We start from the raw sequence: 19211 nt of genomic DNA, 5'->3' as shown, positions 1-19211 counted from the left end.
GCTTACTTTTGTTCGCGCAGATCTGCCGGCGTGTCGTCGTGATCGCCGTGCGGATGATGATCCCAGGCCTTGGAATAGACCTCGTGCGACTTCTTGAGCAGTCGCTCGGGCTGGCGCATGTTGCGCAACTGTGTTTCCTCGACGAAATACACCAGGGCCCGCACCAGCTTGCTGTAGAGCGTGTTCTCGAGGTGGAAGCCCTGGTCGATCAGCGCGGCCTCGAGCCCTTCCATGGTGTAGTCGGTGATTTCATACCAGACCGAGATGCCGTGGGGCACGATGCCCGGCGACACCGTCAGGCCATCGAGGCCCGAGAGCAGCACGAAGGCCTGCTCGACCTGATCCAGCTTCAGCCTGGAGAAGCGGATCTCGCGGTGCTTGCGCGTGCCCGGCTGCCGCGCAAAGGCATGCGGCCGGTGCAGTCCGCGCTCCTTGTCGCGCAGGTGGCGTGCGCGTTCGACATCCATGCTCATGGCCGATCGCTTGTCCTGGTCTGACCGCTATTTCTTCATGATCTGCCAGGCTTTCAGCAGATTCATGGCTTGGCTCAGCTGGTAGTCGTTCTTCGATGCGATCTCGAAGACGGGGGCCTTGGCTTCGTCCTCCTCGGCCTTGCTGCCCTTGTCCTTGCCGTCCTTGCCGTTCTTGCCCTGCTGCGGCTTGGCTGGTTTGGCGGGATCCTTCTCCGTACCCTTATCGGCCTCGGTGCCGGCGAGATGGCGCTCGAGATCGGCTTCGCGCAGGCGGTCGCGCGAGCCGCCGTTGGGCGTCTCTTCAACGGCGACGTCGGGCGTGATGCCCTTGGCCTGGATCGAGCGGCCGCTCGGCGTGTAATAGCGCGCCGTGGTCAGCTTGATCGCCGCGTTGTTGGAGAGCGGCAGCACGGTTTGCACCGAGCCCTTGCCGAAGGTCTGGGTACCGAGCACGACGGCGCGCTTGTGATCCTGCAGGGCACCGGCGACGATCTCGGAGGCCGAGGCCGAGCCGCCATTCACCAGCACCACCATCGGGATGGACTTGGCCGAACCGTGCAGGTTCTTGAGCACGTCCTCGCGGGGGCTGCGCGCGTAGTCCTCGGCGGCCGCGATGTACTTGCGCTTGGCATCTTCGGTGCGACCATCGGTCGACACGACCAGGCTTTTCGGCGGCAGGAACGCTGCGGAAACGCCGATGGCCGAGTGCAGCAGGCCGCCCGGGTCGTTACGCAGGTCGAGTACGAGGCCGCGCAGTTCCTTGGTGTCGCCCTTGTTCTCGGCCGCCTGCTTGACCAGCTTGTCGAACTGCCTGACCACGTCGGCGGTGGTCTCCTCCTGGAACTGGGTGATGCGCAGGTAGCCGTAGCCGTCCTCGATCATTTTCGACTTGACGCTCTGCACCTTGATCTTGTCGCGGACGATGGTGATCTCGAGTGGCTTGGTTTCGCCCTTGCGGATGATGGTGAGCTTGATCGAGGTCTTGGGCTTGCCGCGCATCTTCTTCACGGCATCGTTGAGCGTCATGCCCTTGACCGGGGCTTCGTCGAGCTTGATGACGATGTCGCCGGCCTTGACGCCGGCTTTCCAGGCGGGGGTGTCTTCGATCGGCGCGACGACCTTGACGAAGCCGTCCTCCATGCCGACTTCGATGCCCAGCCCGCCGAACTCGCCCTGGGTCGAGACCTGCAGGTCCTTGTAGGCGTCGGCGTCGAGATAGGCCGAGTGCGGATCGAGGTTGGAGAGCATGCCGGAGATGGCATGGGTGATCAGCTTCTTGTCCTCGATGGGTTCGACGTAGCCCTGCTTCACTGCGTTGAAGACGTCGGCGAAGGAGCGCAACTCTTCGATCGGCAGCGCTTCGCCACCTTTCTGGGCGATGGCCGAGATATTGACGCTGACGAGAATTCCGGCGATGGCTCCGAGGAGGACCAGGCCGGCTTGCTGCAATCGGCTGCGCATGCGTGACTCCGGGTAGGCGGGAATGGCTAGCGGGGCATCGCCTTAGCGGGCTACCCACTTCATGGGGTCGAAGACCTGCCCGCGGTGGCGAAGTTCAAAGTATAAGCCCGATTCCGGGTTGCCACCGCTGTTGCCGACCGTGGCCACGACCTCCCCTCTGCGGGTCTCGTCGCCGGGCTGGCGCAGCAATGACTGGTTGTTGCCATAGACGGAGAGAAAGCCGTCGTCATGGTCGATGATGAGCAGATTGCCGAAGCCGCGCAACCAGTCGGCGAAGACCACGCGGCCGGCGGCCACCGCCCGCACCTCGTCGCCCTCGCCGGCGCGGATGAACAGGCCCTTCCAGGTACCGCCCTCGGGCCGCGGGGCGCCAAAGCGGCCGGCCAGCGTGCCCTTGAGCGGCAGGCTCAGCCTGCCGCGCAGGCTGGCGAAGGTGCCGGTCGTGCCGCTGGTGTCGGCTTCGCGCACTGGCTGCGCCGGAGGCACCGTCGGCGTGCGTGGCTGGGGCGCGGCGGCGGCCGGCTTACGTTTTGGCATCCGGGCCGCGAGCTTGGCCAGCGCGTCGATCAGTTTGCCGAGGCGCTGTTCGTCGCGCTGCAGGGTGTCGATCTGCCGGCGCTGGGTGCGGATCTGGCCGGAGATCCTGGCGAGGACGACCTGACGCTCGCGGCTCTTCGCCACCAGCGTCGCGCGTTCCTCCTGTTGGCCGGCTTCGATGCGGGCGATCTCGGCCGCCTTCTCGCGGGTCGCGTCGGCGAGCTTCTGCTTCTCCGCCGCCGCCGCAGCGAGGTCACGAATCAGGGTGGCCCGGGCCTGCGACAGCAGGGCGAGGAAATGCCAGTCGCGTGCCGCCTGATTGGGGTCGCGTCCGGCAAGCAGGGTCTGCAGCGCATCGCCGCCGCCGGCGCCACCGCCGAGATCGGCACGGTGCTGCCGGCGCAGCAGGCGCGCGAGCTGGGCCTGTTGTGCGGCGGTCTGCTGCGTGAGGCGCTGCTGCTGGGACTCGAGTTCGGCCAGTTCCGCCTGTATTCCGGCGCGGCTCTCCCCGAGTTCCTTGAGGCGGCGGTTGGCGGTGGATATCGCCGACTCGGTCTCGCGCAACTGGTCGGCGACGGAACTGCGCGAGCCCTCGCTCTTCGCCAGTTCCTGGCGCAGGGCATCGATGCGGCCGCGGACTTCCTTCAGCTCGGCCTGCTTCGCCTCGCGCTGTTCCTTGGTGGCTGCCGGCGTCGTCGCCGCGGCCAGTGGCGGGGAAAACCAAGCCGCTGCCAGGATGGCGGCGATCGCGGCCTTACTTGGCTTTGCCCTGATTGGCGACGGCCTCCATGGCCGCCTTGATCGCTTCCTGGTCGCCGAGGTAGTAGCTCTTGATCGGTCTCAGGTCCGCATCGAGTTCATAGACCAGCGGCTGGCCGGTCGGCACATTGAGGTTCACGATGTCGGCGTCGGAGATGTTGTCGAGATACTTGATCAGCGCGCGCAGGCTGTTGCCGTGGGCGGCGACGATAACGCTCTTGCCGGTCCTGACCATCGGCGCGATGGTGCCGTGCCAGTAAGGGAGGAAGCGGGCGACGGTGTCCTTGAGGCATTCGGTGTGCGGGAAATCGGTGGCGGAGAGCCCGGCATAGCGGGGGTTGCCGACCTCGAGGCGCGGGTCGCCGTTCTCGAGCGCGGGCGGCGGCGTGTCGTAGGCGCGGCGCCATATCTTGACCTGATCCTCGCCGAACTTGGCGGCTGTTTCGGACTTGTTGAGGCCTTGCAGCGCGCCGTAGTGACGCTCGTTGAGGCGCCAGGAATGCTCGATTGGCAGCCACATGCGGTCCATTTCGTCGAGAACGATCCACAGGGTGCGGATCGCGCGCTTGAGCATCGAGGTGTAGGCGACGTCGAAGGCGTAACCTTCCTTCTTCAGCAACTGGCCTGCGGCGTGGGCTTCGGACACGCCCTTTTCGGTGAGGTCGACGTCGGTCCAGCCGGTGAAGCGATTTTCCTTGTTCCAGGTGGATTCGCCGTGGCGCAGCAATACGAGCTTGTACATGGGGAAACTTTCGATAAAGCCTTATCCAGCAATAATAAGGCGAATGGATGATCGTCTTTGAAAAACAGTATTCTATAATATTCGAATTCGAAGCCAAGACCATGGAGAGGGAATGGATACCGCCATCCTGGAAATGAGGGACCAGCAGGCCGACGTCGAGACGGCGGCGCGGGCGCTGAAAGCCATTTCGCATCCCTTGCGCCTGAAGATCCTTTGCGTCGTCGGCGACCAGGAAGTCTGCGTCCAGGACATCGTCGAGGCCGTCGGCACCTCGCAGAGCAATATTTCACAGCATCTCGCCATCCTGCGCGACAAGGGCGTGCTGCAGACGCGCAAGGATGCCAACCGGGTCTTCTATCGCGTGGCCGACCAGCGCACGCTGCAGCTGATCGGTCTGATGCGCGAAGTTTTTTGCGGGATTTCCCCGCCCAAGAAAGGCTGAAGCACGATGGATTTTGTCCAACAGAACATGATGTGGGTCATGCTTGCGGCGATCAGCGGCGGCATGCTGTTGTTGCAGACGCTGCGCGGCGGCGGCGACAACATCAGCGTCGCCGATGCCACGCTCAAGCTCAACCGCGAGGATGCCCTGATCATCGACGTGCGCGAGACTCACGAGTGGGATCGCGGCCACATCCCCAATGCCCGCCACATCGCACTCGGCCAGATCGGCAAGCGCATCCAGGAGATCGAGAAGTTCAAGAGCCGGCCGGTCATCGTCGTCTGTGCCAGCGGCAATCGCTCCTCCTCGGCCTGCGGCACGCTGAAGCGCGCCGGCTTCGAACAGGTCTTCAACCTCGCCGGCGGCATCGGCGCCTGGTCCGAGGCCAACCTGCCGGTCACGACCAAGCACTGAAAGCGCAGCCGCCATGCCCAAGATCGTCATGTACGCGACCGCCGTCTGCCCCTACTGCGTGCGCGCCGAGCAGCTGCTGCGCAGGAAGGGCGTCACCGACATCGAGAAGGTCCGCGTCGACCTCGAGCCCGAGCGCCGCGACGAGATGATGGCGAAGACCAACGGCCGCCGCACGGTGCCGCAGATATTCATCGGCGATTTCCATGTCGGCGGCTGCGACGATCTGCACGACTTGGACCGCCAGGGCAAACTCGATCCGCTCCTCGCGGCGTAGCGCCGCGGTAGAATCCCGGCTTTATCGATCCGGCCGGAATTCCACCATGAGCGAACAGCAGCAACCCGTCTTCAGCATCGAGAAGATCTACGTCAAGGACCTCTCCGTCGAGAGTCCGAATTCCCCGCATTGCTTCCTCGAGCGCGACCCGGCGCAGATCGAGATCCAGCTCGGCACGTCCGGCACCGCCATCGGCGAAGGCACCTTCGAGGTCGTGCTCAAGGTCACCGTGACCGCCAAGATCGGCGACAAGACCCAGTTTCTCGCCGAGGTCGACCAGGCCGGCATCTTCGTCATCCAGGGTGTGCCCGACGAAGAGGTCGAGCCCATCGTCGCGGTGGCCTGCCCCAACATCCTCTTCCCCTTCGCCCGCGAGACGATCTCCGACGCGGTCAGCCGCGCCGGCTTCCCGCCCGTATTGCTCGCCCCGGTGAATTTCGAGAACCTCTATCGCCAGCGGCTCGAGGCCGAGCAAAAAGGGCCGCACGAAGTTCCGATCCAGTGAACGCATGATGCGTTTCCTCGCTCCTCTGCTCGCCCTGCTGCTCGCCGGCCCCGCGCTGGCGCTCGACTTTCATTCGGTCGCCGAAGCGACCGTGCTCTACGACGCGCCGTCGCAGAAGGCCAAGCCGCTCTTCGCCATCGCCCGCGGCACCCCGCTCGAGCTCGTCGTCACCGTCGAAGGCTGGGTCAAGGTGCGCGACCAGAAGGGCGACCTCGCCTGGATCGAGAAGCGCCTTCTGGCCGAGAAGCGCACGGTGATCGTGCGTGCCGACCGCGCCCAGGTGCGCGCCCAGGCCGACGACAAGGCGCCTCTCGTGTTCGACGCCGAGAAGGATGTCGTGCTCGATCTCGTCGATTCCGCCGCCGCCGGCTGGGCCAAGGTCAGGCACCGCGACGGCCAGCTGGGCTTCGTCAAGGCCGCACAGGTCTGGGGCCTCTGATTTGAAAATAGCCATCCTCGGGGCCGGTGCCTGGGGAACCGCCTTGGCGCTGGCTTTCGCGCCGCGCCACGCGCTCGCGCTGTGGACCTTCGAGGCCGAGCATGCGGCCGCGCTGCGCAAGGATGGCGAGAACGTGCGCTTCCTGCCCGGCTATGCCCTGCCCGCGGGCCTGGCCATCGGATCCGACATCGCCGTCGCGCTGAAAGGTGCGGACCTTGCCGTCATCGCCACACCGGTCGCCGGCCTGCGTGCCACGCTCGGGGCCTGCATCGGCTTGCCCGTGCTCTGGGTATGCAAGGGACTCGAAGCGGGCACCGGTTTGTTGCCGCATCAGGTCGCTGCAGATGTCGTGCCCGCAGTACGCTGCGGAGCGCTGACCGGCCCGAGCTTCGCCGAGGAAGTCGCCAAGGGATTGCCGACCGCGATCACGCTGGCCTCGCGCGACGCGGCCTTCGCCCGCGACATGGCGCAGCAACTGCACGGGCCGCGGCTGCGGCTTTACGCCAACGACGACATCGTCGGCGCCGAGGTCGGCGGCGCGGTCAAGAACGTCTTGGCCATCGCCACCGGCATCTGCGACGGTCTCGGCCTTGGCCTCAACGCGCGCGCCGCGCTGATGACGCGGGGCCTGGCCGAGATCACCCGCTTCGGCGTCGCGCTGGGAGCGAAGCAGGAGACCTTCATGGGGCTGGCCGGCATGGGCGACCTCATCCTCACCTGCACCGGCGACCTCTCGCGCAACCGCCGCGTCGGCCTGTCGCTGGCGGCGGGACGGCCGCTCGAGGCGATCACCCGCGAACTCGGCCACGTCGCCGAGGGTGTGATGACGGCGCGCGAAGTCGCCCTTCGCGCCGGCAAGCTCGGCATCGACATGCCGATCACCCAGGCCGTCTGCGCCGTGCTCGATGGCCGCCTGAATGCACGCGAAGCCGTCGACGCGCTGATGAACCGTGACCCGAAAGCCGAGTGATCAGACACCGCCAGCGTAATCGAGCTGGCGCCAGGCTTCGTAGACCACCACCGCGACCGCGTTCGAGAGATTGACGCTGCGGCTGCCCGGCACCATCGGCAGTCGCAGGCGGCGCTCGTCGGGGAACTCCGCGAGGACCGCGGCCGGCAGGCCGCGCGATTCGGGGCCGAAGACGAGAACGTCGCCGGGGTGAAACTCGGTGCCGGCGGGACGGCGGTTGCCCTTGGTCGTCAACGCGAACCAGCGCGTGCCCGGCAGCGCCGCGCGACAGGCAGCCCAGTTGGCGTGGATCCTGACGTCGGCGAACTCCGCATAGTCCATGCCGGCGCGGCGCAGGTGTTTCTCGGACAGGTCGAAGCCGAGCGGCCCGATCAGGTGCAGGCGGCAGCCGGTGTTGGCCGAGAGCCGCACGACATTGCCCGTGTTCGGCGGGATCTCGGGCTGGTAGAGGACGATATCGAACACGATTCGCGGGCTTTCGGCTTGCGCCGCTCAATGACTGCCCTTCACGGCACGGGCGGCGACGCAGGCGATCACCTGCGCGGCGCCGTGGTCCTTGAGCACCCGCGCGAACTCGCCCAGGGTGGCACCGGTGGTCATCACGTCGTCGACCACGAGAATGACCTTGCCGGAGAGCACGTCACCACATTCGAACGCCCCGCGGACGTTCTTCTGTCGTTCCTTCCATGGCAGCGTGCTTTGCGGTGGCGCATCGAGTGTCCGACGGCCGACCTCGAGTCCGAGCGCAATGCCCCTTTCCCGCGCCAACACCTTGGCGATTTCCGCCGCCTGGTTGAACCCGCGTTTACCCAGGCGCCTGGCCGACAGCGGCACCGGCACGATCAGGTCGACGTCCGGCAGGCCGCGTTCGAGCAGCGCCCGGGCGAAAAAGTCGGCGATGGCGAGACGGTGGGCGAACTTGAGCTGCTGTACCAGGTGGTCGACGGGAAAGGCGTAGACGAAGCAGGCCAGCGCCGCGTCGAAATGCGGCGCTCGCTTGAGGCAGGCGCCGCAGACCTCGCCGCCGTGAGTTGGCAGGGCGCAGACCGGGCAGAGCGAATCCGGCAGCCTGGGCAACGATGCGGTGCATTCGGCGCAGAGGAGGGCATCGCCGGAGCTCGCGCCGCACAGCAGGCAATCCTGCGGCAGCAGCGCCGACATGGCGCGCCGCCAGCCCTGCCGCGCCAGCACCGAAATTGACAAGCCCATGCGCATCCCCGATCATTCGCCCCTCGATTCTACCCAGTCCGCAGGAACGCCATGGCCCCCACGCTCACAATGTTCGCTGCCCCCACGGGGGGCGCTGCCTCCCTCGGGGCGGCCCTTCGGAAGGCATTCCCATGACCGTCGCCGCCGTCCGCCAGGACGCCCCGTCTTCGTCCGTCCCGTCCTCAATTCCGGCGCCCCGTGTGACCGCCGCCGAGATCGACGCGCTTTTCGCACTGCCATTCGCCGACCTGATGTTCCGTGCCCAGCAGGTGCATCGTCAGCATTTCGACGCCAACGCCATCCAGCGCTCGACGCTGCTCTCGGTCAAGACCGGCGGCTGCTCGGAGGACTGCGGCTACTGTTCGCAGTCGGCGCACCACGGCGAAGCCGAGCGCGAAAAGCTGCTCGACGTGGCCGAGGTGGTCGTGGCCGCGCAGGCCGCCAAGGACAAGGGGGCGACCCGCTTCTGCATGGGCGCGGCGTGGAAAGGCCCGAAGGACAAGGACCTCGACCAGGTCACCGAGATGGTCAAGGCGGTGAAGAGTCTGGGCCTGGAGACCTGCGTGACGCTGGGCATGCTCAAGGAAGGCCAGGCCGAGAAGCTGCGCGATGCTGGCCTCGACTACTACAACCACAACCTCGACACCGCGCCCGAGTTCTATGGCCAGGTGATCTCCACCCACAGCCAGGCCGACCGCTTCGACACCCTCGACAAGGTTCGCCACGCCGGCCTCAAGGTCTGCTGCGGCGGCATCGTCGGCATGGGCGAGACGCGCCGCGCGCGGGCCTCGCTGCTTGCCGAGCTGGCCAGCATGCAGCCGCCGCCCGATTCGGTGCCGATCAACGAGCTCGTGCCCATGCCCGGCACGCCGCTGGAGAACGCGCCGCCGCTCGACCCCTTCGAGTTCGTGCGCACCATCGCCGCCGCCCGCATCGCCATGCCGTCCTCCTTCGTCCGCCTCTCGGCCGGTCGCCAGGAAATGTCCGATGAACTGCAGGCGCTCTGCTTCCTCGCCGGCGCCAACTCGATCTTCTACGGCGAGAAGCTGCTCACTTCCGGCAACCCCGAAGCGGCTGGCGACGACGCGCTGTTCGAGCGGCTGGGGCTGACGGCCATCTGATGCGCGCAGACTTCGCCGGGGCCGCCGCTCTATACGACGATGCGGCGGTGCTGGCGCGCGAGACCGGCCGGCGCATGGCCGAGCGGCTCGACCTGGTGAAGATCGCGCCGCGATGCGTCGCCGACGTCGGCTGCGCGACCGGTGACGGCATCCGCGAGCTGCGGCGACGTTACCCGCAGGCGCTGCCGCTCGCCATCGATTCCGCCCTGCCCATGCTCGCAGCCGTGCGCGGCCGCAGCGGCTGGCTCGAGCACCTGCGCGGCCGCGCGCCACGCACCATCAACGCCGACGTCCGCGCCCTGCCGCTGGCCGGAGGAAGTCTCGGTCTCGCCTGGTCCAACCTGATGCTGCACTGGCTCGACGACCCGCGCCCCGCCCTTGCGGAGCTGTATCGTGCGCTGGAGGTCGGCGGCCTGCTGATGTTCGCCATGCTCGGTCCGGACACGCTGAAGGAGTTGCGCGCCGCCGCGCAGGAAGTTCCCTTGGGGCACGCGGTGAGAACCTTTCTCGACATGCACGACATCGGCGACATGCTCGTCGCCGCCGGCTTCGCCGATCCGGTGATGGACATGGAGATGGTGACGCTGACCTACGCCACCCCGAGGGGCCTGCTCTCCGATCAGCGCCGCCTTGGCGTGCGCGATGTTCTGTTCGAACGCATGGGCTGGCGCGATTGGCGCAAGGTCTTCGCTGCCTGGGAGCGAGTCGACCAACGCCTGCCGGCCAGCTTCGAAATCGTCTATGGCCATGCCTGGAAGGCGGCCCCGCGCGCAAGTCCGGATGGCCGCGCCATCGTCCGCCTGCATCGGCGATGAAGAAGGCCAGGCAGCGTCCGCGCTTCAAGCCGCGGTGGCGGCGGGAACAGGGAAGCTGACCGTGAAGCGCACCCCCTGACCGTCGCCGCCTTCACGGACTTCTACCGTGGCGCCATGGCCGGCGGCGATGTCGCGAACGATGGCCAGCCCCAGTCCGCAACCGCCGGTGGCGCTCTCGGGCATGCGGTAGAAGCGCTCGAAGACCCGATTGCGCTCTGTGGAGGGTATGCCCGGGCCGTCATCCTCGACTTCGAGGAAGGGGCGTTGGCCGCGGCGACCGCAGCGCACGGTGACATGGCTGCCCGTGGGAACGTAGGCGAGCGCGTTGTCGACGAGGTTGGCGAGCAACTCGTTCAGCAGCCAAGGCACACCTTCGACCGTCGCCTCCTCGAGTTCGAAACCGAGGTCGATGCCGCGGTCGATGGCGCGGTCGAGATGGGACTGGGCCATGCGCTCGGCGACAGCGGGCAGGTGCACTGCCTGACGTTGCGCCTGCAGGCCGGCCGAGGGTTCGGCGCGCGCCAGCGCCAGCAATTGGTGGGCGAGGTGGGTGACGCGGTGCAGCGCTTCCTGCATTTCAAAAAGTCGGTGCTGGCGGGACGCCGGGTCGGCGTCGCCGATAGCGAGTTCGAGCTGCGACTGCAGTGCCGCCAGCGGTGTCTTGAGTTGATGGGCGGCATCGGCGAGGAAGCGCTCCTGGCTCGACAGCGCTTCGGCCAGTAAAGCGAACTGACGGTTGAGCGCTTCGATTAGCGGCTGCAGTTCTTCCGGCACCGACTCGTGGGGCAGGGGGGTGAGGTCCTTCGCCGAACGCGCGGCGACATGCTGGCGCAGGCGCTCCAATGGCTTGAGGCCGACCTCGATGCCCCAGCCGACCAGTACCAGGGTGATGAGGATCAATGCCAGGTTGGGCCCCGCCAGCGCAGCGGTGACGCGGCGGCTGAGTTCGTCGCGCTTGTGGGTGGTCTCGGCGACCTCGATCAGCAGGGCTTCGTCGCCAAGACGATGGGGCAGGACGGCGACGCGCATCGGCTGGCCGGCCAGGGTGATGTCGTCGAAACGGTTGCGGTCCGCCGGGCCGAAATAGGGCAGGTCGCTGTCGCCGCCGATACGCCGGCCGGCGGCATCGAAAACCGCGAATGCGATGCGGTCGAGACGATCGGCACGCAGCATGGCGTCGGCACGCTCGGTCAGCTTCAGTACGGCCTGGCCGTTTTCGCGCTGGAGGTAAAAGCTCAAGGCAAGTGCCGTATTGGAGAGGGCCTCGTCGTAGGCGTCGTTTGCCGGCCGCATGGCGACGTCGTAATCGACGACCAGGCTGCCCGCGGTCAGGGCAACCAAGGGCAGCAGCAGCCAGCGCAGCAGGCGGTGGCGCAGGCCCTCCATCAGCCGGCTGGCGTCGTGCCGCGGGCTTCCTCGAGGCGGTAGCCGATGCCGCGCACGGTGCGGATGCCGAGGCCGAGCGGATCGAGCTTCTGCCGCAGGCGCGAGATGTAGACCTCGATGGCGTTCGGCGTGAGGTCGGCCTGCCAGCCGACCAGTGCCTGGATCAGGCGGTCCTTCCTCACCACGTCGGGCACGGCCATCATCAGGCATTCGAGCACCACGCGCTCGCGCGGCGGCAGGTCGAACTGGTCGTCGTCGAGGCGCAGTTCGTGGGTGGCGAGATTGACCTGCAGCCGGCCGATCTTGAGCAGCGAGGTGGCGTGGGCGTGGTTGCGGCGGATCAGGGCGCCGATCCGCGCGACCAGCTCGGGCAGGCGGAAGGGCTTGGTCAGGTAGTCGTCGGCGCCGAGCTCGAGCCCGGTGACGCAGTCGTCGAGCGTGTCGCGGGCGGTGAGGATGAGCATCGGCACCTTGACCCCCTGCGCGCGCATGCGACGGATGAAGGAAAGGCCGTCTTCCTGCGGCAGGCCGAGGTCGATGATGGCGGCGTCGAAGGCCTCGCGCGTCAGGGCCTGGTCGGCGGCCGAGGGCAGGACGACATGGTCGACCATGAAACCGGCCCGCGTCAGCCCTTCCTGGAGGCCGCGCGCGACCTGCGGGTCATCCTCGAGCACGAGCAAGCGCATGGCCTATTTCCGTTGCGACACGATGGGGATGATTCTGCCACGGACGCGCGGTGGCTGTTGCGGCGCATATTTGCCCGCGAGCTGCTCCCGGCGTTCCCTGTCGCGCCAGAGGGCGCGCAGGCCGAGCAGCGCGAGCACGGCGATGGCATAGAGCGCCGGCGTGGCGACGTCGCGCTTCACCAGCCACCAGTAGTGGATCACGGCGAGAATGGCGATGGGGTAGATCGAGCGGTGCAGCGCCTGCCAGCGTCTTCCGCCGAGCCGGCGCAAGGCGTGGCGGTTGGAGGTGGCGGCAAGCGGGAGCAGCAGCACGAAGGCGGCGAAGCCGACGGTGATGAAGGGACGCTTGAGGATGTCGCGGCCGATTTCGTTCCAGTCGAAGAACTGGTCGAGCCAGAGATAGTTGGCGAAGTGCAGGGCGGCGTAGAAGAAGGCGTAGAGGCCGAGCATGCGCCGCAGCCGCACGAGCCATGCCCAGCCGGAGAGCCGGCGCAGCGGCGTGACGCAGAGGGTGATGACGAGGAGGTTCAGCGTCCACAGGCCGAGGCCGCGCTGGATCGCCTCGATCGGATTGGGACCGAGCGCGTTGCGCCACGCATCCCAGCCGAGCCGCGCCAGCGGCACGAGGCAGAGCAGGAAGAGCGCGGCCTTGACGGCGGCGAGCTGGCGGTCCGAGATCGGCATCAGAAGGATTTTCGCAGATCCATGCCGGCGTAAAGCTGCGCGACCTGGTCGGCGTAGCCGTTGAAGGGCAGGGTGTCGCGCTTGAAGAATTCACCGATGCGACGTTCGCGCTTCTGGCTCCAGCGCGGGTGATCGACCGCGGGATTGACGTTGGCGTAGAAGCCGTATTCCTCCGGAACGCCTTTCATCCAGATGGTGCGCGGCTCGCGCTCGACCAGGCGTATCGCCACCACCGACTTCGCGCTCTTGTAGCCGTATTTCCACGGCACGACGAGGCGCAGCGGCGCGCCGTTGGACTTGGGCAGCACTTCGCCGTAGAGGCCGACGGCGAGCAGCGTCAGCGGGTGCAGCGCCTCGTCCAGCCGCAGGCCCTCGAGGTAGGGCCAGTCGAGCAGCTGGCGCCGGACGTTGGGCATGATGGCCGGGTCGGCATGGGAGACGAATTCGACGTATTTCGCGCTGCCCAGCGGCTCGACCTGCTTGAGAAGGCTGGCTAGCGGAAAGCCGACCCAGGGCACGACCATCGACCAGCCCTCGACGCAGCGGTGGCGGTAGATGCGTTCCTCCAGCGGCAGCCTGAGCAGATCCTCGATGGCGAAGCGGCGCGGCTTCGCCACCAGGCCATCCACCGTGACGGTCCAGGGCCGCACCGCCATTGCCTGGGAGCGCTCGACGTGGCCGAACTTGTCGGAGGCGAATTCGAGGAAGTTGCCGTAGTTGACGATGTCGTCGCGCGGCGTCGGCGGCTCCAGGGTCGACAGCGCACTCTTGCGCCCGGGCAGTCCCTGGGCGGAAGCCGCCGCGGGCAGCAGGCCGGACAGGGCGAGTGCGCCTGCGGCGCCGATGAAGCGGCGGCGTTCGCGATAGATCTGCAGCGGGGTGATCTCGGAGGGAGGAATTCGCTTGTCGGCCATCTCGAACTTAAGGCATGCGTTTCGCGCTTTGGTTCCCATGATAGCCTGCGCACCATGCTGGAGACCGTGTTTGAACGCCGTGGCCGCGCTGGCCAAGGGACGTGGTGCGGAGTAATATCCCGGCCACATTGTCAGCCATTCTTCTTTAGGCGATCAGGGGATAGCATGAAGTGGACGCTTGCAGACGTTTGGGGGCTTCTCGCCTTCTTCCTGATGATGGCCGGCATCGCCGGCCTGTCGTGGGAAGTCTTCCGCGAAGGCGGTTGGGGTGGGCAACTGATGGGCGCCACCTGGCAAGCGACCATCTCGAAACCGATGGTGATGCTGCCGCTGCTGATCGGGGGCTACGGCATGTACCTGATGTCGACCCGCGGCCGGCTGACGGTGGGGAAGGGGCATCCCTTCTCCGACGCCATTGTCTATGTGCTGATGGCGCTCGGCGTCTATTTCATCTATCGCTGGCTGTCGCACTGAAAAGCGTCGGCAGGGGCAGGTAAACGCAAAAGGGCGGCAGGGTTTCCCTGCCGCCCTTTTGCCTGAGCGAAGCGAGGATCAGCGCAGGCCGGCGATGTAGTCGGCTACCGCCTTGATCTCGGGGTCGGTCATCTTGATCGCGATCATGCGCATCATCTTGGCCGGGTCGTTGGCGCGGGTGCCGTCGCGGAAGGCCTTGAGCTGCGCCTCGATGTACTCGGCGTACTGCCCCTGGATGCGCGGATACTGCGCCGGGATGCCGGCGCCGGCCGGGCCGTGGCAGGCGGCGCAGGCGGCCATGCCCTTGCTCTTGTCGCCGGCACGGTAGAGCTTCTGGCCCTTTTCGATGGTCTCGCGATTCTTGGCCTGCTCGCCCTTCTGCTGCTGCATCGAGAAGTAGGCGGCGAGGTCGCGCATCTGTGCCTCGTCGTAGGGGGCGATCATGCCGTTCATCACGGCGTTCACGCGCTCGGGCTGCTTGCCGTCGGCGCCCTTGAAGTTCTTCATCTGCTTGAGCAGATACTCGGCATGTTGGCCTGCGAGCTTGGGATTGGCGGGGCCGGTGCTGTTGCCGTCGGCGGCATGACAGGCGACGCAGACGGTGGTGGCGATGGCCTGGCCCTTGGCGGGGTCGCCCTTGGGCGCGGCGGCTTTGGCGGCTTCATTGGCGTTGGCGGCATTGGCGACGGCAGCGGCCACGATCAGCGGCAGCAGAAAGCGGGTCATTTCAGGGCTCCTAACATCGTTCCAGACTGCGGACGGGATTCACAAACATGCTATTCTAACCTAGCCCCAGCGGTTTCCGCATCCCCCACCCCGATTCCCCGGTTTGCACCCCTACGCCGCCATGGCGCCGCCCGTTTCGCTCTTCCGCCACGCCGCTTTCGAGATTTCGGTCGCCCAGCCGGACGGATTGCTGCCGTCCCACGCCCCGGAAATTGCTTTCGCCGGCCGCTCCAACGCGGGCAAGTCCTCGGCCATCAACACCCTGGTGGGCCATACGCGGCTCGCCTACGTTTCCAAGACGCCGGGGCGCACCCAGCTCATCAACGTCTTCCGCATGAAGAACGGCGCGGCGCTGATCGACCTGCCGGGCTACGGCTACGCCCAGGTGCCCGAAGCCGTGCGGCGGCAGTGGCGTGGCCTGCTCGAGCGCTATCTGACGGAGCGGGAAAACCTGGTCGGCCTGGTGCTGATCATGGATTCGCGCCGTCCCTTCACCGAACTCGACCGGCAGATGGTGGCCTGGTTCGCCGTCAGCGGCCGGCCGATCCATTGCCTGCTGACCAAATCGGACAAGCTGACGCGGCAGGAACAGGCCAAGGTCCTGCGCGACACGAAGAAGATCGCCGCCGAATACGCCTGTCCCATCACCGTGCAACTCTTCTCCAGCCTTAAAAAGACCGGCATGGACGAAGCCGAAGCCGTGATCGCCCCGTGGCTAAAAATCGAGCCAGGCGAAGCCGAGGCGAGCTGACTAGTCGCCCCCTCCGCGAGGAGGGGGATGGGGGGAGGCGGGCCCAAGTTTCCCCGCGGGGGTTTCTTATTTTGGCGGAGCCAAAATAAGAAACCCCCGGCCAAAAGGGGGAGGCCGGGGGCGAAGACGCCTTAAGGGGATTAAGGCACCCGCTCAGGGAGGTTAAGCGGGGGACGGCTCAACACCATCCGCTAACTATGATAGAAAATGGCGGGCAAAGTTCCAGTAAATTTCCAACGATTTTTCGGGGTAAGACCATGAATCCAAAGGGTGTATTTCCTTCGACGCGGATGCGCCGCATGCGTCGCGACGACTTTTCCCGCCGCCTGATGCGCGAGAACGTGCTGACCCCGGCCGATTTCATCTATCCGGTCTTCGTCCTCGAGGGCAAGAAGAAGGTCGAAAAGGTGGCCTCGATGCCGGGCGTCGAGCGCATGACCCTCGATCGCTTGCTGCCCGTGGCGGAGAAGGCGCTGAAGCTCGGCATCCCGGCATTGGCGCTGTTTCCCGTGATCGATGCGGCGAAGAAAAGCGAGGGTGCCGAGGAGGCGTGGAACCCCAAGGGGCTGGTGCCGACGGTGGTGGCGAAGCTGAAGAGGGAATTCCCGGAACTCGGCCTGATCACCGACGTCGCGCTCGACCCCTACACCTGCCACGGCCAGGACGGGCTGATCGACCCGCGTGACCCGACCGGCTACGTCCTCAACGACGAGACGCTGGCCGCGCTGGAAAAGCAGGCGCTCTGCCATGCCCGTGCCGGTGCCGATGTCGTCGCGCCCTCGGACATGATGGACGGCCGCATCGGTCGCATCCGCACCGCGCTCGATGGCGAGAAGCTGATCCACACCCGCATCCTCGCCTACTCGGCCAAGTATGCCTCGAGCTTCTACGGCCCGTTCCGCGATGCGGTCGGCTCGGCCGGCAACCTCGGCAAGGGCAACAAGTACACCTACCAGATGGACCCGGCGAACACGGACGAGGCCTTGCGCGAAGTGGCGCTCGACATCGACGAGGGGGCCGACATGATCATGGTCAAGCCCGGCATGCCCTATCTCGACATCGTGCGCCGGGTGAAGGACGAGTTCGGCGTGCCGACCTATGCCTACCAGGTCAGCGGCGAGTACGCGATGCTCAAGGCCGCGGCCGCCAACGGCTGGCTTTCCCACGACGCCTGCATGCTCGAGGCGCTGCTCTGCTTCAAGCGCGCCGGCGCCGACGGCATCCTCACCTACTTCGCCATCGAAGCGGCCGAGGCGCTACGCGACGAGTAGCGGCCACTGGCTGGGCCAGGCGGCGAGCGGATCCTCGCGGAAGCCGCCCTTGACGAAGCGGTGCCAGCGGCCCACCGTGTAGCAGACCAGGGTGTCGGCATGCGCACCGGCATCGTGCGCCGCCGGCAGCGTGCCCTGGCTCATCGCCACCTTGAGGCTCTGTCGCAGGGTGGCGTCGACGCGCTCGAGCAGCTGGTTGATGCGCGCTTGCAGCCGGGGGTTCTCGTGGACCAGCGCATCGCCGATGAGCACGCGGGTCAGGCCCTTGTTCTTCTGGGCGAAGCGCAGCAGTGTCAGCACGATCATCTCCGCCTGCTTGAGGCCGGACTCCTCGTCGGCGGCGATCTGGTTGATCACCGAGAACAGGCTGGATTCGATGAACTCGATCAGGCCCTCGTACATTTGCGCCTTGCTGGCGAAGTGCCGGTAGAGCGCGGCCTCGGAGACCTCGAGGCGCGCGGCCAGCGCGGCCGTCGTCACCTTCTCGCCCGCCGGGTCTTCGAGCATGGTCGCGATGGTCTGCAGGATCTGCAGCTTTCTTTCGCTCAGCTTGGGATCGGTATTTGCGCGCATCAGAGTTTTCCGAGGTGGCGGGGCAGGTCGAGCACGGATTGTAGCCTCAGGTCGACCCAGGCCGGAACGCGCGGCTCGCGTGCGATCAGAACGGTCTTCATACCGAGTCGTCGTGCCGACTTGAGGTTGGCCGCGCTGTCCTCGACCATCACACACTGCGCCGGCCGCAATCTCTCGCGCGACAGCAGACGGCGGAAGCCGGCGAGGCTCGGCTTCTGCTCGAAGCGCAGCCGCTCGATGGTCCAGACGCCGTCGAAGCGATGCCGCATGCCCATGATGTCGAGCACGGCCGTGGCGTAGCGGGTCGGCGCGTTGGAAAAGACGAACTTGCGGCCGGGCAGTCGCGCCAGCATGGTGCCGAGCGCGCGGTCGAAGACCACCATGCGCGGCAAGTCCTCGAAACGGTGGGTTTCGGCGAGGAAATGGTGCGGGTCGACGCCGTGGTGCCTCATCAGCCCGGCCAGCGTGGTGCCGTAGCGGGTCCAGTATCGTTCCCGGATGCGCGCCGCCTCGGCTGCATCGACGCCGAGCAGCCGCTCGATGTACTCGCGCATCGAGCGGTGGATGTGGGGAAAGATGTGCGGGCTGGCGTCGTGGAGCGTGTTGTCCAGATCGAACAGCCAGACGCGCGCGGCCGCAGTCACTTGGACTTGATCAGCGTGCCGACGCCCTCGTCGGTCAGGATCTCCAGCAGCAACGCATGCTCCACCCGGCCGTCGATGATGTGCACGCTCTTCACGCCGCTGCGTGCCGCGTCGAGCGCCGAACCGATCTTCGGCAGCATGCCGCCCGAGAGCGTGCCGTCCTCGACCATGGCGTCGATGTCTCTGGGCGTGATGCCGGTCAGCAGATCGCCGGCCTTGTTGAGGACACCCGGGGTGTTGGTCAGCAGCACCAGCTTCTCGGCGTTGAGCACCTCGGCGATCTTGCCGGCGACGACGTCGGCGTTGATGTTGTAGGTCTCGCCCCTGGGGCCGACGCCGATCGGCGCGATCACCGGGATGAAGTCGCCGGTGTCGAGGAAGGAAATCAGGGACGGGTCGATGGAGGTGATCTCGCCGACCTGGCCGATGTCGATCATTTCCTCGGGCTTGTCCTTGTTCGGCAGCAGCAGCTTCTTGGCACGGATGAAGTTGCCGTCCTGGCCGGTGAGGCCCACGGCCTTGCCGCCATGCTGGTTGATGAGGTTGACGATGTCCTTGTTGACCTGGCCGCCGAGCACCATTTCGACGATGTCCATGGTCTCCTCGTCGGTGACGCGCATGCCCTGGATGAAGGTGCCCTGCTTGCCTACGCGCTTGAGCAGATCCTCGATCTGCGGCCCGCCGCCATGCACCACCACGGGGTTCATGCCGACGAGCTTGAGCAGCACCACGTCGCGGGCGAAGCCGTCCTGCAGCTTCGGGTCGGTCATGGCGTTGCCGCCGTACTTTATGACGATGGTCTTGTCGTAGAAGCGCTTTATGTAGGGCAGCGCTTCGCCGAGGATCTTGGCCTTGGTGGTGGGGGAGAGATTCTCGCTCATGGGGTTCGCCGCGGACATGTGAAAATGGCCATTCTAGCGGCCTCGCCTTCATCCGGAAAC

Annotated in this window: 25 protein-coding genes; 11 read left to right on the top strand and 14 right to left on the bottom strand. The window is 66.6% G+C overall.

What is annotated here, in order from left to right:
* Positions 1-2 precede the first annotated feature (2 nt).
* The 4 genes from EJE94_RS01730 to gpmA all read right to left on the bottom strand — a co-directional run bounded on the left by EJE94_RS01730 (position 3) and on the right by gpmA (position 3972).
* Positions 3-467: a hypothetical protein gene (locus EJE94_RS01730; protein ID WP_207855643.1), complete on the bottom strand. Its 465-nt coding sequence runs from the start codon at positions 465-467 to the stop codon at positions 3-5.
* Positions 468-500: 33 nt separating this feature from the next.
* Positions 501-1934, bottom strand: coding sequence for a S41 family peptidase (locus tag EJE94_RS01725; RefSeq protein WP_121239770.1), 1434 nt, complete (start codon positions 1932-1934; stop codon positions 501-503).
* A 42-nt stretch (positions 1935-1976) separates the two neighbouring features.
* The gene (locus EJE94_RS01720; protein WP_121239769.1) at positions 1977-3035 is read right to left on the bottom strand and encodes a murein hydrolase activator EnvC family protein; all 1059 of its coding nucleotides are present in this window, start codon (positions 3033-3035) and stop codon (positions 1977-1979) included.
* 190 nt (positions 3036-3225) lie between these two features.
* Positions 3226-3972: a 2,3-diphosphoglycerate-dependent phosphoglycerate mutase gene (gene gpmA / locus EJE94_RS01715; protein WP_121239768.1), complete on the bottom strand. Its 747-nt coding sequence runs from the start codon at positions 3970-3972 to the stop codon at positions 3226-3228.
* 112 nt (positions 3973-4084) lie between these two features.
* On the opposite strand from gpmA, the gene EJE94_RS01710 reads away from it, so the two are divergent.
* The 6 genes from EJE94_RS01710 to EJE94_RS01685 are packed head-to-tail and all read left to right on the top strand — an operon-like array spanning position 4085 to position 7016.
* A complete protein-coding gene (locus EJE94_RS01710; protein WP_121239767.1) occupies positions 4085-4414 on the top strand; it encodes an ArsR/SmtB family transcription factor in 330 nt (109 codons plus the stop codon).
* A 6-nt stretch (positions 4415-4420) separates the two neighbouring features.
* Positions 4421-4828, top strand: a complete 408-nt coding sequence (locus EJE94_RS01705; RefSeq protein ID WP_121239766.1) for a rhodanese-like domain-containing protein — start codon at positions 4421-4423, stop codon at positions 4826-4828.
* 13 nt (positions 4829-4841) lie between these two features.
* Entirely contained in the window at positions 4842-5102 is a 261-nt protein-coding gene (grxC, locus tag EJE94_RS01700; protein ID WP_121239765.1) for a glutaredoxin 3, read from the top strand.
* A gap of 46 nt (positions 5103-5148) precedes the next feature.
* Positions 5149-5607 (top strand): protein-export chaperone SecB, encoded by a 459-nt coding sequence (gene secB, locus EJE94_RS01695; RefSeq protein ID WP_121239764.1) that lies wholly within the window; start codon positions 5149-5151, stop codon positions 5605-5607.
* Between the two features lie 4 nt (positions 5608-5611).
* Positions 5612-6046, top strand: a complete 435-nt coding sequence (locus EJE94_RS01690) for an SH3 domain-containing protein (RefSeq protein ID WP_121239763.1) — start codon at positions 5612-5614, stop codon at positions 6044-6046.
* A gap of 1 nt (position 6047) precedes the next feature.
* The gene (locus EJE94_RS01685) at positions 6048-7016 is read left to right on the top strand and encodes an NAD(P)H-dependent glycerol-3-phosphate dehydrogenase (RefSeq protein ID WP_121239762.1); all 969 of its coding nucleotides are present in this window, start codon (positions 6048-6050) and stop codon (positions 7014-7016) included.
* On the opposite strand, the gene EJE94_RS01680 is transcribed toward EJE94_RS01685, so the two are convergent.
* Positions 7017-7481: a tRNA (cytidine(34)-2'-O)-methyltransferase gene (locus EJE94_RS01680; RefSeq protein ID WP_121239761.1), complete on the bottom strand. Its 465-nt coding sequence runs from the start codon at positions 7479-7481 to the stop codon at positions 7017-7019. It lies immediately after the preceding gene.
* 27 nt (positions 7482-7508) lie between these two features.
* Positions 7509-8225: a ComF family protein gene (locus tag EJE94_RS01675; protein ID WP_207855641.1), complete on the bottom strand. Its 717-nt coding sequence runs from the start codon at positions 8223-8225 to the stop codon at positions 7509-7511.
* A gap of 131 nt (positions 8226-8356) precedes the next feature.
* Between EJE94_RS01675 and bioB the strand changes: the two genes are divergently transcribed.
* Both bioB and EJE94_RS01665 read left to right on the top strand, forming a co-directional pair.
* Positions 8357-9346 carry a biotin synthase BioB gene (bioB, locus tag EJE94_RS01670; RefSeq protein WP_121239759.1) on the top strand — a complete coding sequence of 330 codons (990 nt, stop codon included), beginning with the start codon at positions 8357-8359 and terminating at the stop codon, positions 9344-9346.
* On the top strand, positions 9346-10161 hold the full coding sequence (locus EJE94_RS01665; RefSeq protein WP_121239758.1) for a methyltransferase domain-containing protein: 816 nt from the start codon (positions 9346-9348) through the stop codon (positions 10159-10161). The genes bioB and EJE94_RS01665 overlap by 1 nt, the downstream gene beginning before the upstream one ends.
* Positions 10162-10185: 24 nt before the next feature.
* On the opposite strand, the gene EJE94_RS01660 is transcribed toward EJE94_RS01665, so the two are convergent.
* From EJE94_RS01660 to msrP, 4 genes are read right to left on the bottom strand one after another with little or no spacing between them, the layout of a single operon-like run.
* Positions 10186-11547: a sensor histidine kinase N-terminal domain-containing protein gene (locus EJE94_RS01660; RefSeq protein ID WP_121239757.1), complete on the bottom strand. Its 1362-nt coding sequence runs from the start codon at positions 11545-11547 to the stop codon at positions 10186-10188.
* Positions 11547-12233, bottom strand: a complete 687-nt coding sequence (locus EJE94_RS01655) for a response regulator (RefSeq protein ID WP_121239756.1) — start codon at positions 12231-12233, stop codon at positions 11547-11549. Before EJE94_RS01655 ends, EJE94_RS01660 begins: the two co-directional genes overlap by 1 nt.
* Before the next feature lie 3 nt (positions 12234-12236).
* Positions 12237-12917 carry a protein-methionine-sulfoxide reductase heme-binding subunit MsrQ gene (gene msrQ / locus EJE94_RS01650; RefSeq protein ID WP_121239755.1) on the bottom strand — a complete coding sequence of 227 codons (681 nt, stop codon included), beginning with the start codon at positions 12915-12917 and terminating at the stop codon, positions 12237-12239.
* Positions 12917-13831, bottom strand: a complete 915-nt coding sequence (msrP, locus tag EJE94_RS01645; protein ID WP_121239754.1) for a protein-methionine-sulfoxide reductase catalytic subunit MsrP — start codon at positions 13829-13831, stop codon at positions 12917-12919. Before msrP ends, msrQ begins: the two co-directional genes overlap by 1 nt.
* A gap of 165 nt (positions 13832-13996) precedes the next feature.
* Between msrP and EJE94_RS01640 the strand changes: the two genes are divergently transcribed.
* The gene (locus tag EJE94_RS01640) at positions 13997-14305 is read left to right on the top strand and encodes a hypothetical protein (RefSeq protein ID WP_121239753.1); all 309 of its coding nucleotides are present in this window, start codon (positions 13997-13999) and stop codon (positions 14303-14305) included.
* Between the two features lie 78 nt (positions 14306-14383).
* Here the strand turns inward: EJE94_RS01640 and EJE94_RS01635 are convergent, their stop codons facing one another.
* Entirely contained in the window at positions 14384-15031 is a 648-nt protein-coding gene (locus EJE94_RS01635; protein WP_121239752.1) for a c-type cytochrome, read from the bottom strand.
* Positions 15032-15152: 121 nt separating this feature from the next.
* Here EJE94_RS01635 and yihA point away from each other — a divergent pair, with 121 nt between their 5' ends.
* Positions 15153-15782, top strand: a complete 630-nt coding sequence (gene yihA / locus EJE94_RS01630) for a ribosome biogenesis GTP-binding protein YihA/YsxC (RefSeq protein WP_121239751.1) — start codon at positions 15153-15155, stop codon at positions 15780-15782.
* A gap of 257 nt (positions 15783-16039) precedes the next feature.
* Positions 16040-17053 carry a porphobilinogen synthase gene (gene hemB / locus EJE94_RS01625; RefSeq protein WP_121239750.1) on the top strand — a complete coding sequence of 338 codons (1014 nt, stop codon included), beginning with the start codon at positions 16040-16042 and terminating at the stop codon, positions 17051-17053.
* Here the strand turns inward: hemB and slmA are convergent.
* Genes slmA through argB form a run of 3 tightly spaced genes read right to left on the bottom strand, consistent with a single transcriptional unit; the run spans position 17039 to position 19151 of the window.
* The gene (gene slmA, locus EJE94_RS01620) at positions 17039-17626 is read right to left on the bottom strand and encodes a nucleoid occlusion factor SlmA (RefSeq protein WP_121239749.1); all 588 of its coding nucleotides are present in this window, start codon (positions 17624-17626) and stop codon (positions 17039-17041) included. The two genes, hemB and slmA, sit on opposite strands and share 15 nt — an antisense overlap.
* Positions 17626-18270, bottom strand: coding sequence for a pyrimidine 5'-nucleotidase (locus tag EJE94_RS14700; RefSeq protein ID WP_207855639.1), 645 nt, complete (start codon positions 18268-18270; stop codon positions 17626-17628). Before EJE94_RS14700 ends, slmA begins: the two co-directional genes overlap by 1 nt.
* A complete protein-coding gene (argB, locus tag EJE94_RS14695; protein ID WP_243642491.1) occupies positions 18267-19151 on the bottom strand; it encodes an acetylglutamate kinase in 885 nt (294 codons plus the stop codon). Before argB ends, EJE94_RS14700 begins: the two co-directional genes overlap by 4 nt.
* Positions 19152-19211 lie beyond the last annotated feature (60 nt).

Origin of the sequence: Sulfurisoma sediminicola (assembly GCF_003865015.1) — a bacterium.
In the GTDB taxonomy this organism is placed as follows: Bacteria; Pseudomonadota; Gammaproteobacteria; order Burkholderiales; family Rhodocyclaceae; genus Sulfurisoma; species Sulfurisoma sediminicola.
This window is presented reverse-complemented; position numbering and strand designations above follow the sequence as displayed.

Coding starts and splice junctions, on each gene's coding strand:
- EJE94_RS01675 (WP_207855641.1), bottom strand. CDS start 8,225: ATGGGCTTGTCAATTTCGGTGCTGGCGCGGCAGGGCTGGCGGCGCGCC.
- msrP (WP_121239754.1), bottom strand. CDS start 13,831: ATGGCCGACAAGCGAATTCCTCCCTCCGAGATCACCCCGCTGCAGATC.
- EJE94_RS01705 (WP_121239766.1), top strand. CDS start 4,421: ATGGATTTTGTCCAACAGAACATGATGTGGGTCATGCTTGCGGCGATC.
- EJE94_RS01640 (WP_121239753.1), top strand. CDS start 13,997: ATGAAGTGGACGCTTGCAGACGTTTGGGGGCTTCTCGCCTTCTTCCTG.
- argB (WP_243642491.1), bottom strand. CDS start 19,151: ATGAGCGAGAATCTCTCCCCCACCACCAAGGCCAAGATCCTCGGCGAA.
- bioB (WP_121239759.1), top strand. CDS start 8,357: ATGACCGTCGCCGCCGTCCGCCAGGACGCCCCGTCTTCGTCCGTCCCG.
- EJE94_RS01730 (WP_207855643.1), bottom strand. CDS start 467: ATGGATGTCGAACGCGCACGCCACCTGCGCGACAAGGAGCGCGGACTG.
- grxC (WP_121239765.1), top strand. CDS start 4,842: ATGCCCAAGATCGTCATGTACGCGACCGCCGTCTGCCCCTACTGCGTG.
- EJE94_RS01725 (WP_121239770.1), bottom strand. CDS start 1,934: ATGCGCAGCCGATTGCAGCAAGCCGGCCTGGTCCTCCTCGGAGCCATC.
- EJE94_RS01690 (WP_121239763.1), top strand. CDS start 5,612: ATGATGCGTTTCCTCGCTCCTCTGCTCGCCCTGCTGCTCGCCGGCCCC.
- msrQ (WP_121239755.1), bottom strand. CDS start 12,917: ATGCCGATCTCGGACCGCCAGCTCGCCGCCGTCAAGGCCGCGCTCTTC.
- secB (WP_121239764.1), top strand. CDS start 5,149: ATGAGCGAACAGCAGCAACCCGTCTTCAGCATCGAGAAGATCTACGTC.
- gpmA (WP_121239768.1), bottom strand. CDS start 3,972: ATGTACAAGCTCGTATTGCTGCGCCACGGCGAATCCACCTGGAACAAG.
- slmA (WP_121239749.1), bottom strand. CDS start 17,626: ATGCGCGCAAATACCGATCCCAAGCTGAGCGAAAGAAAGCTGCAGATC.
- EJE94_RS01635 (WP_121239752.1), bottom strand. CDS start 15,031: ATGACCCGCTTTCTGCTGCCGCTGATCGTGGCCGCTGCCGTCGCCAAT.
- EJE94_RS01710 (WP_121239767.1), top strand. CDS start 4,085: ATGGATACCGCCATCCTGGAAATGAGGGACCAGCAGGCCGACGTCGAG.
- yihA (WP_121239751.1), top strand. CDS start 15,153: ATGGCGCCGCCCGTTTCGCTCTTCCGCCACGCCGCTTTCGAGATTTCG.
- EJE94_RS01655 (WP_121239756.1), bottom strand. CDS start 12,233: ATGCGCTTGCTCGTGCTCGAGGATGACCCGCAGGTCGCGCGCGGCCTC.
- EJE94_RS01660 (WP_121239757.1), bottom strand. CDS start 11,547: ATGGAGGGCCTGCGCCACCGCCTGCTGCGCTGGCTGCTGCTGCCCTTG.
- EJE94_RS01665 (WP_121239758.1), top strand. CDS start 9,346: ATGCGCGCAGACTTCGCCGGGGCCGCCGCTCTATACGACGATGCGGCG.
- hemB (WP_121239750.1), top strand. CDS start 16,040: ATGAATCCAAAGGGTGTATTTCCTTCGACGCGGATGCGCCGCATGCGT.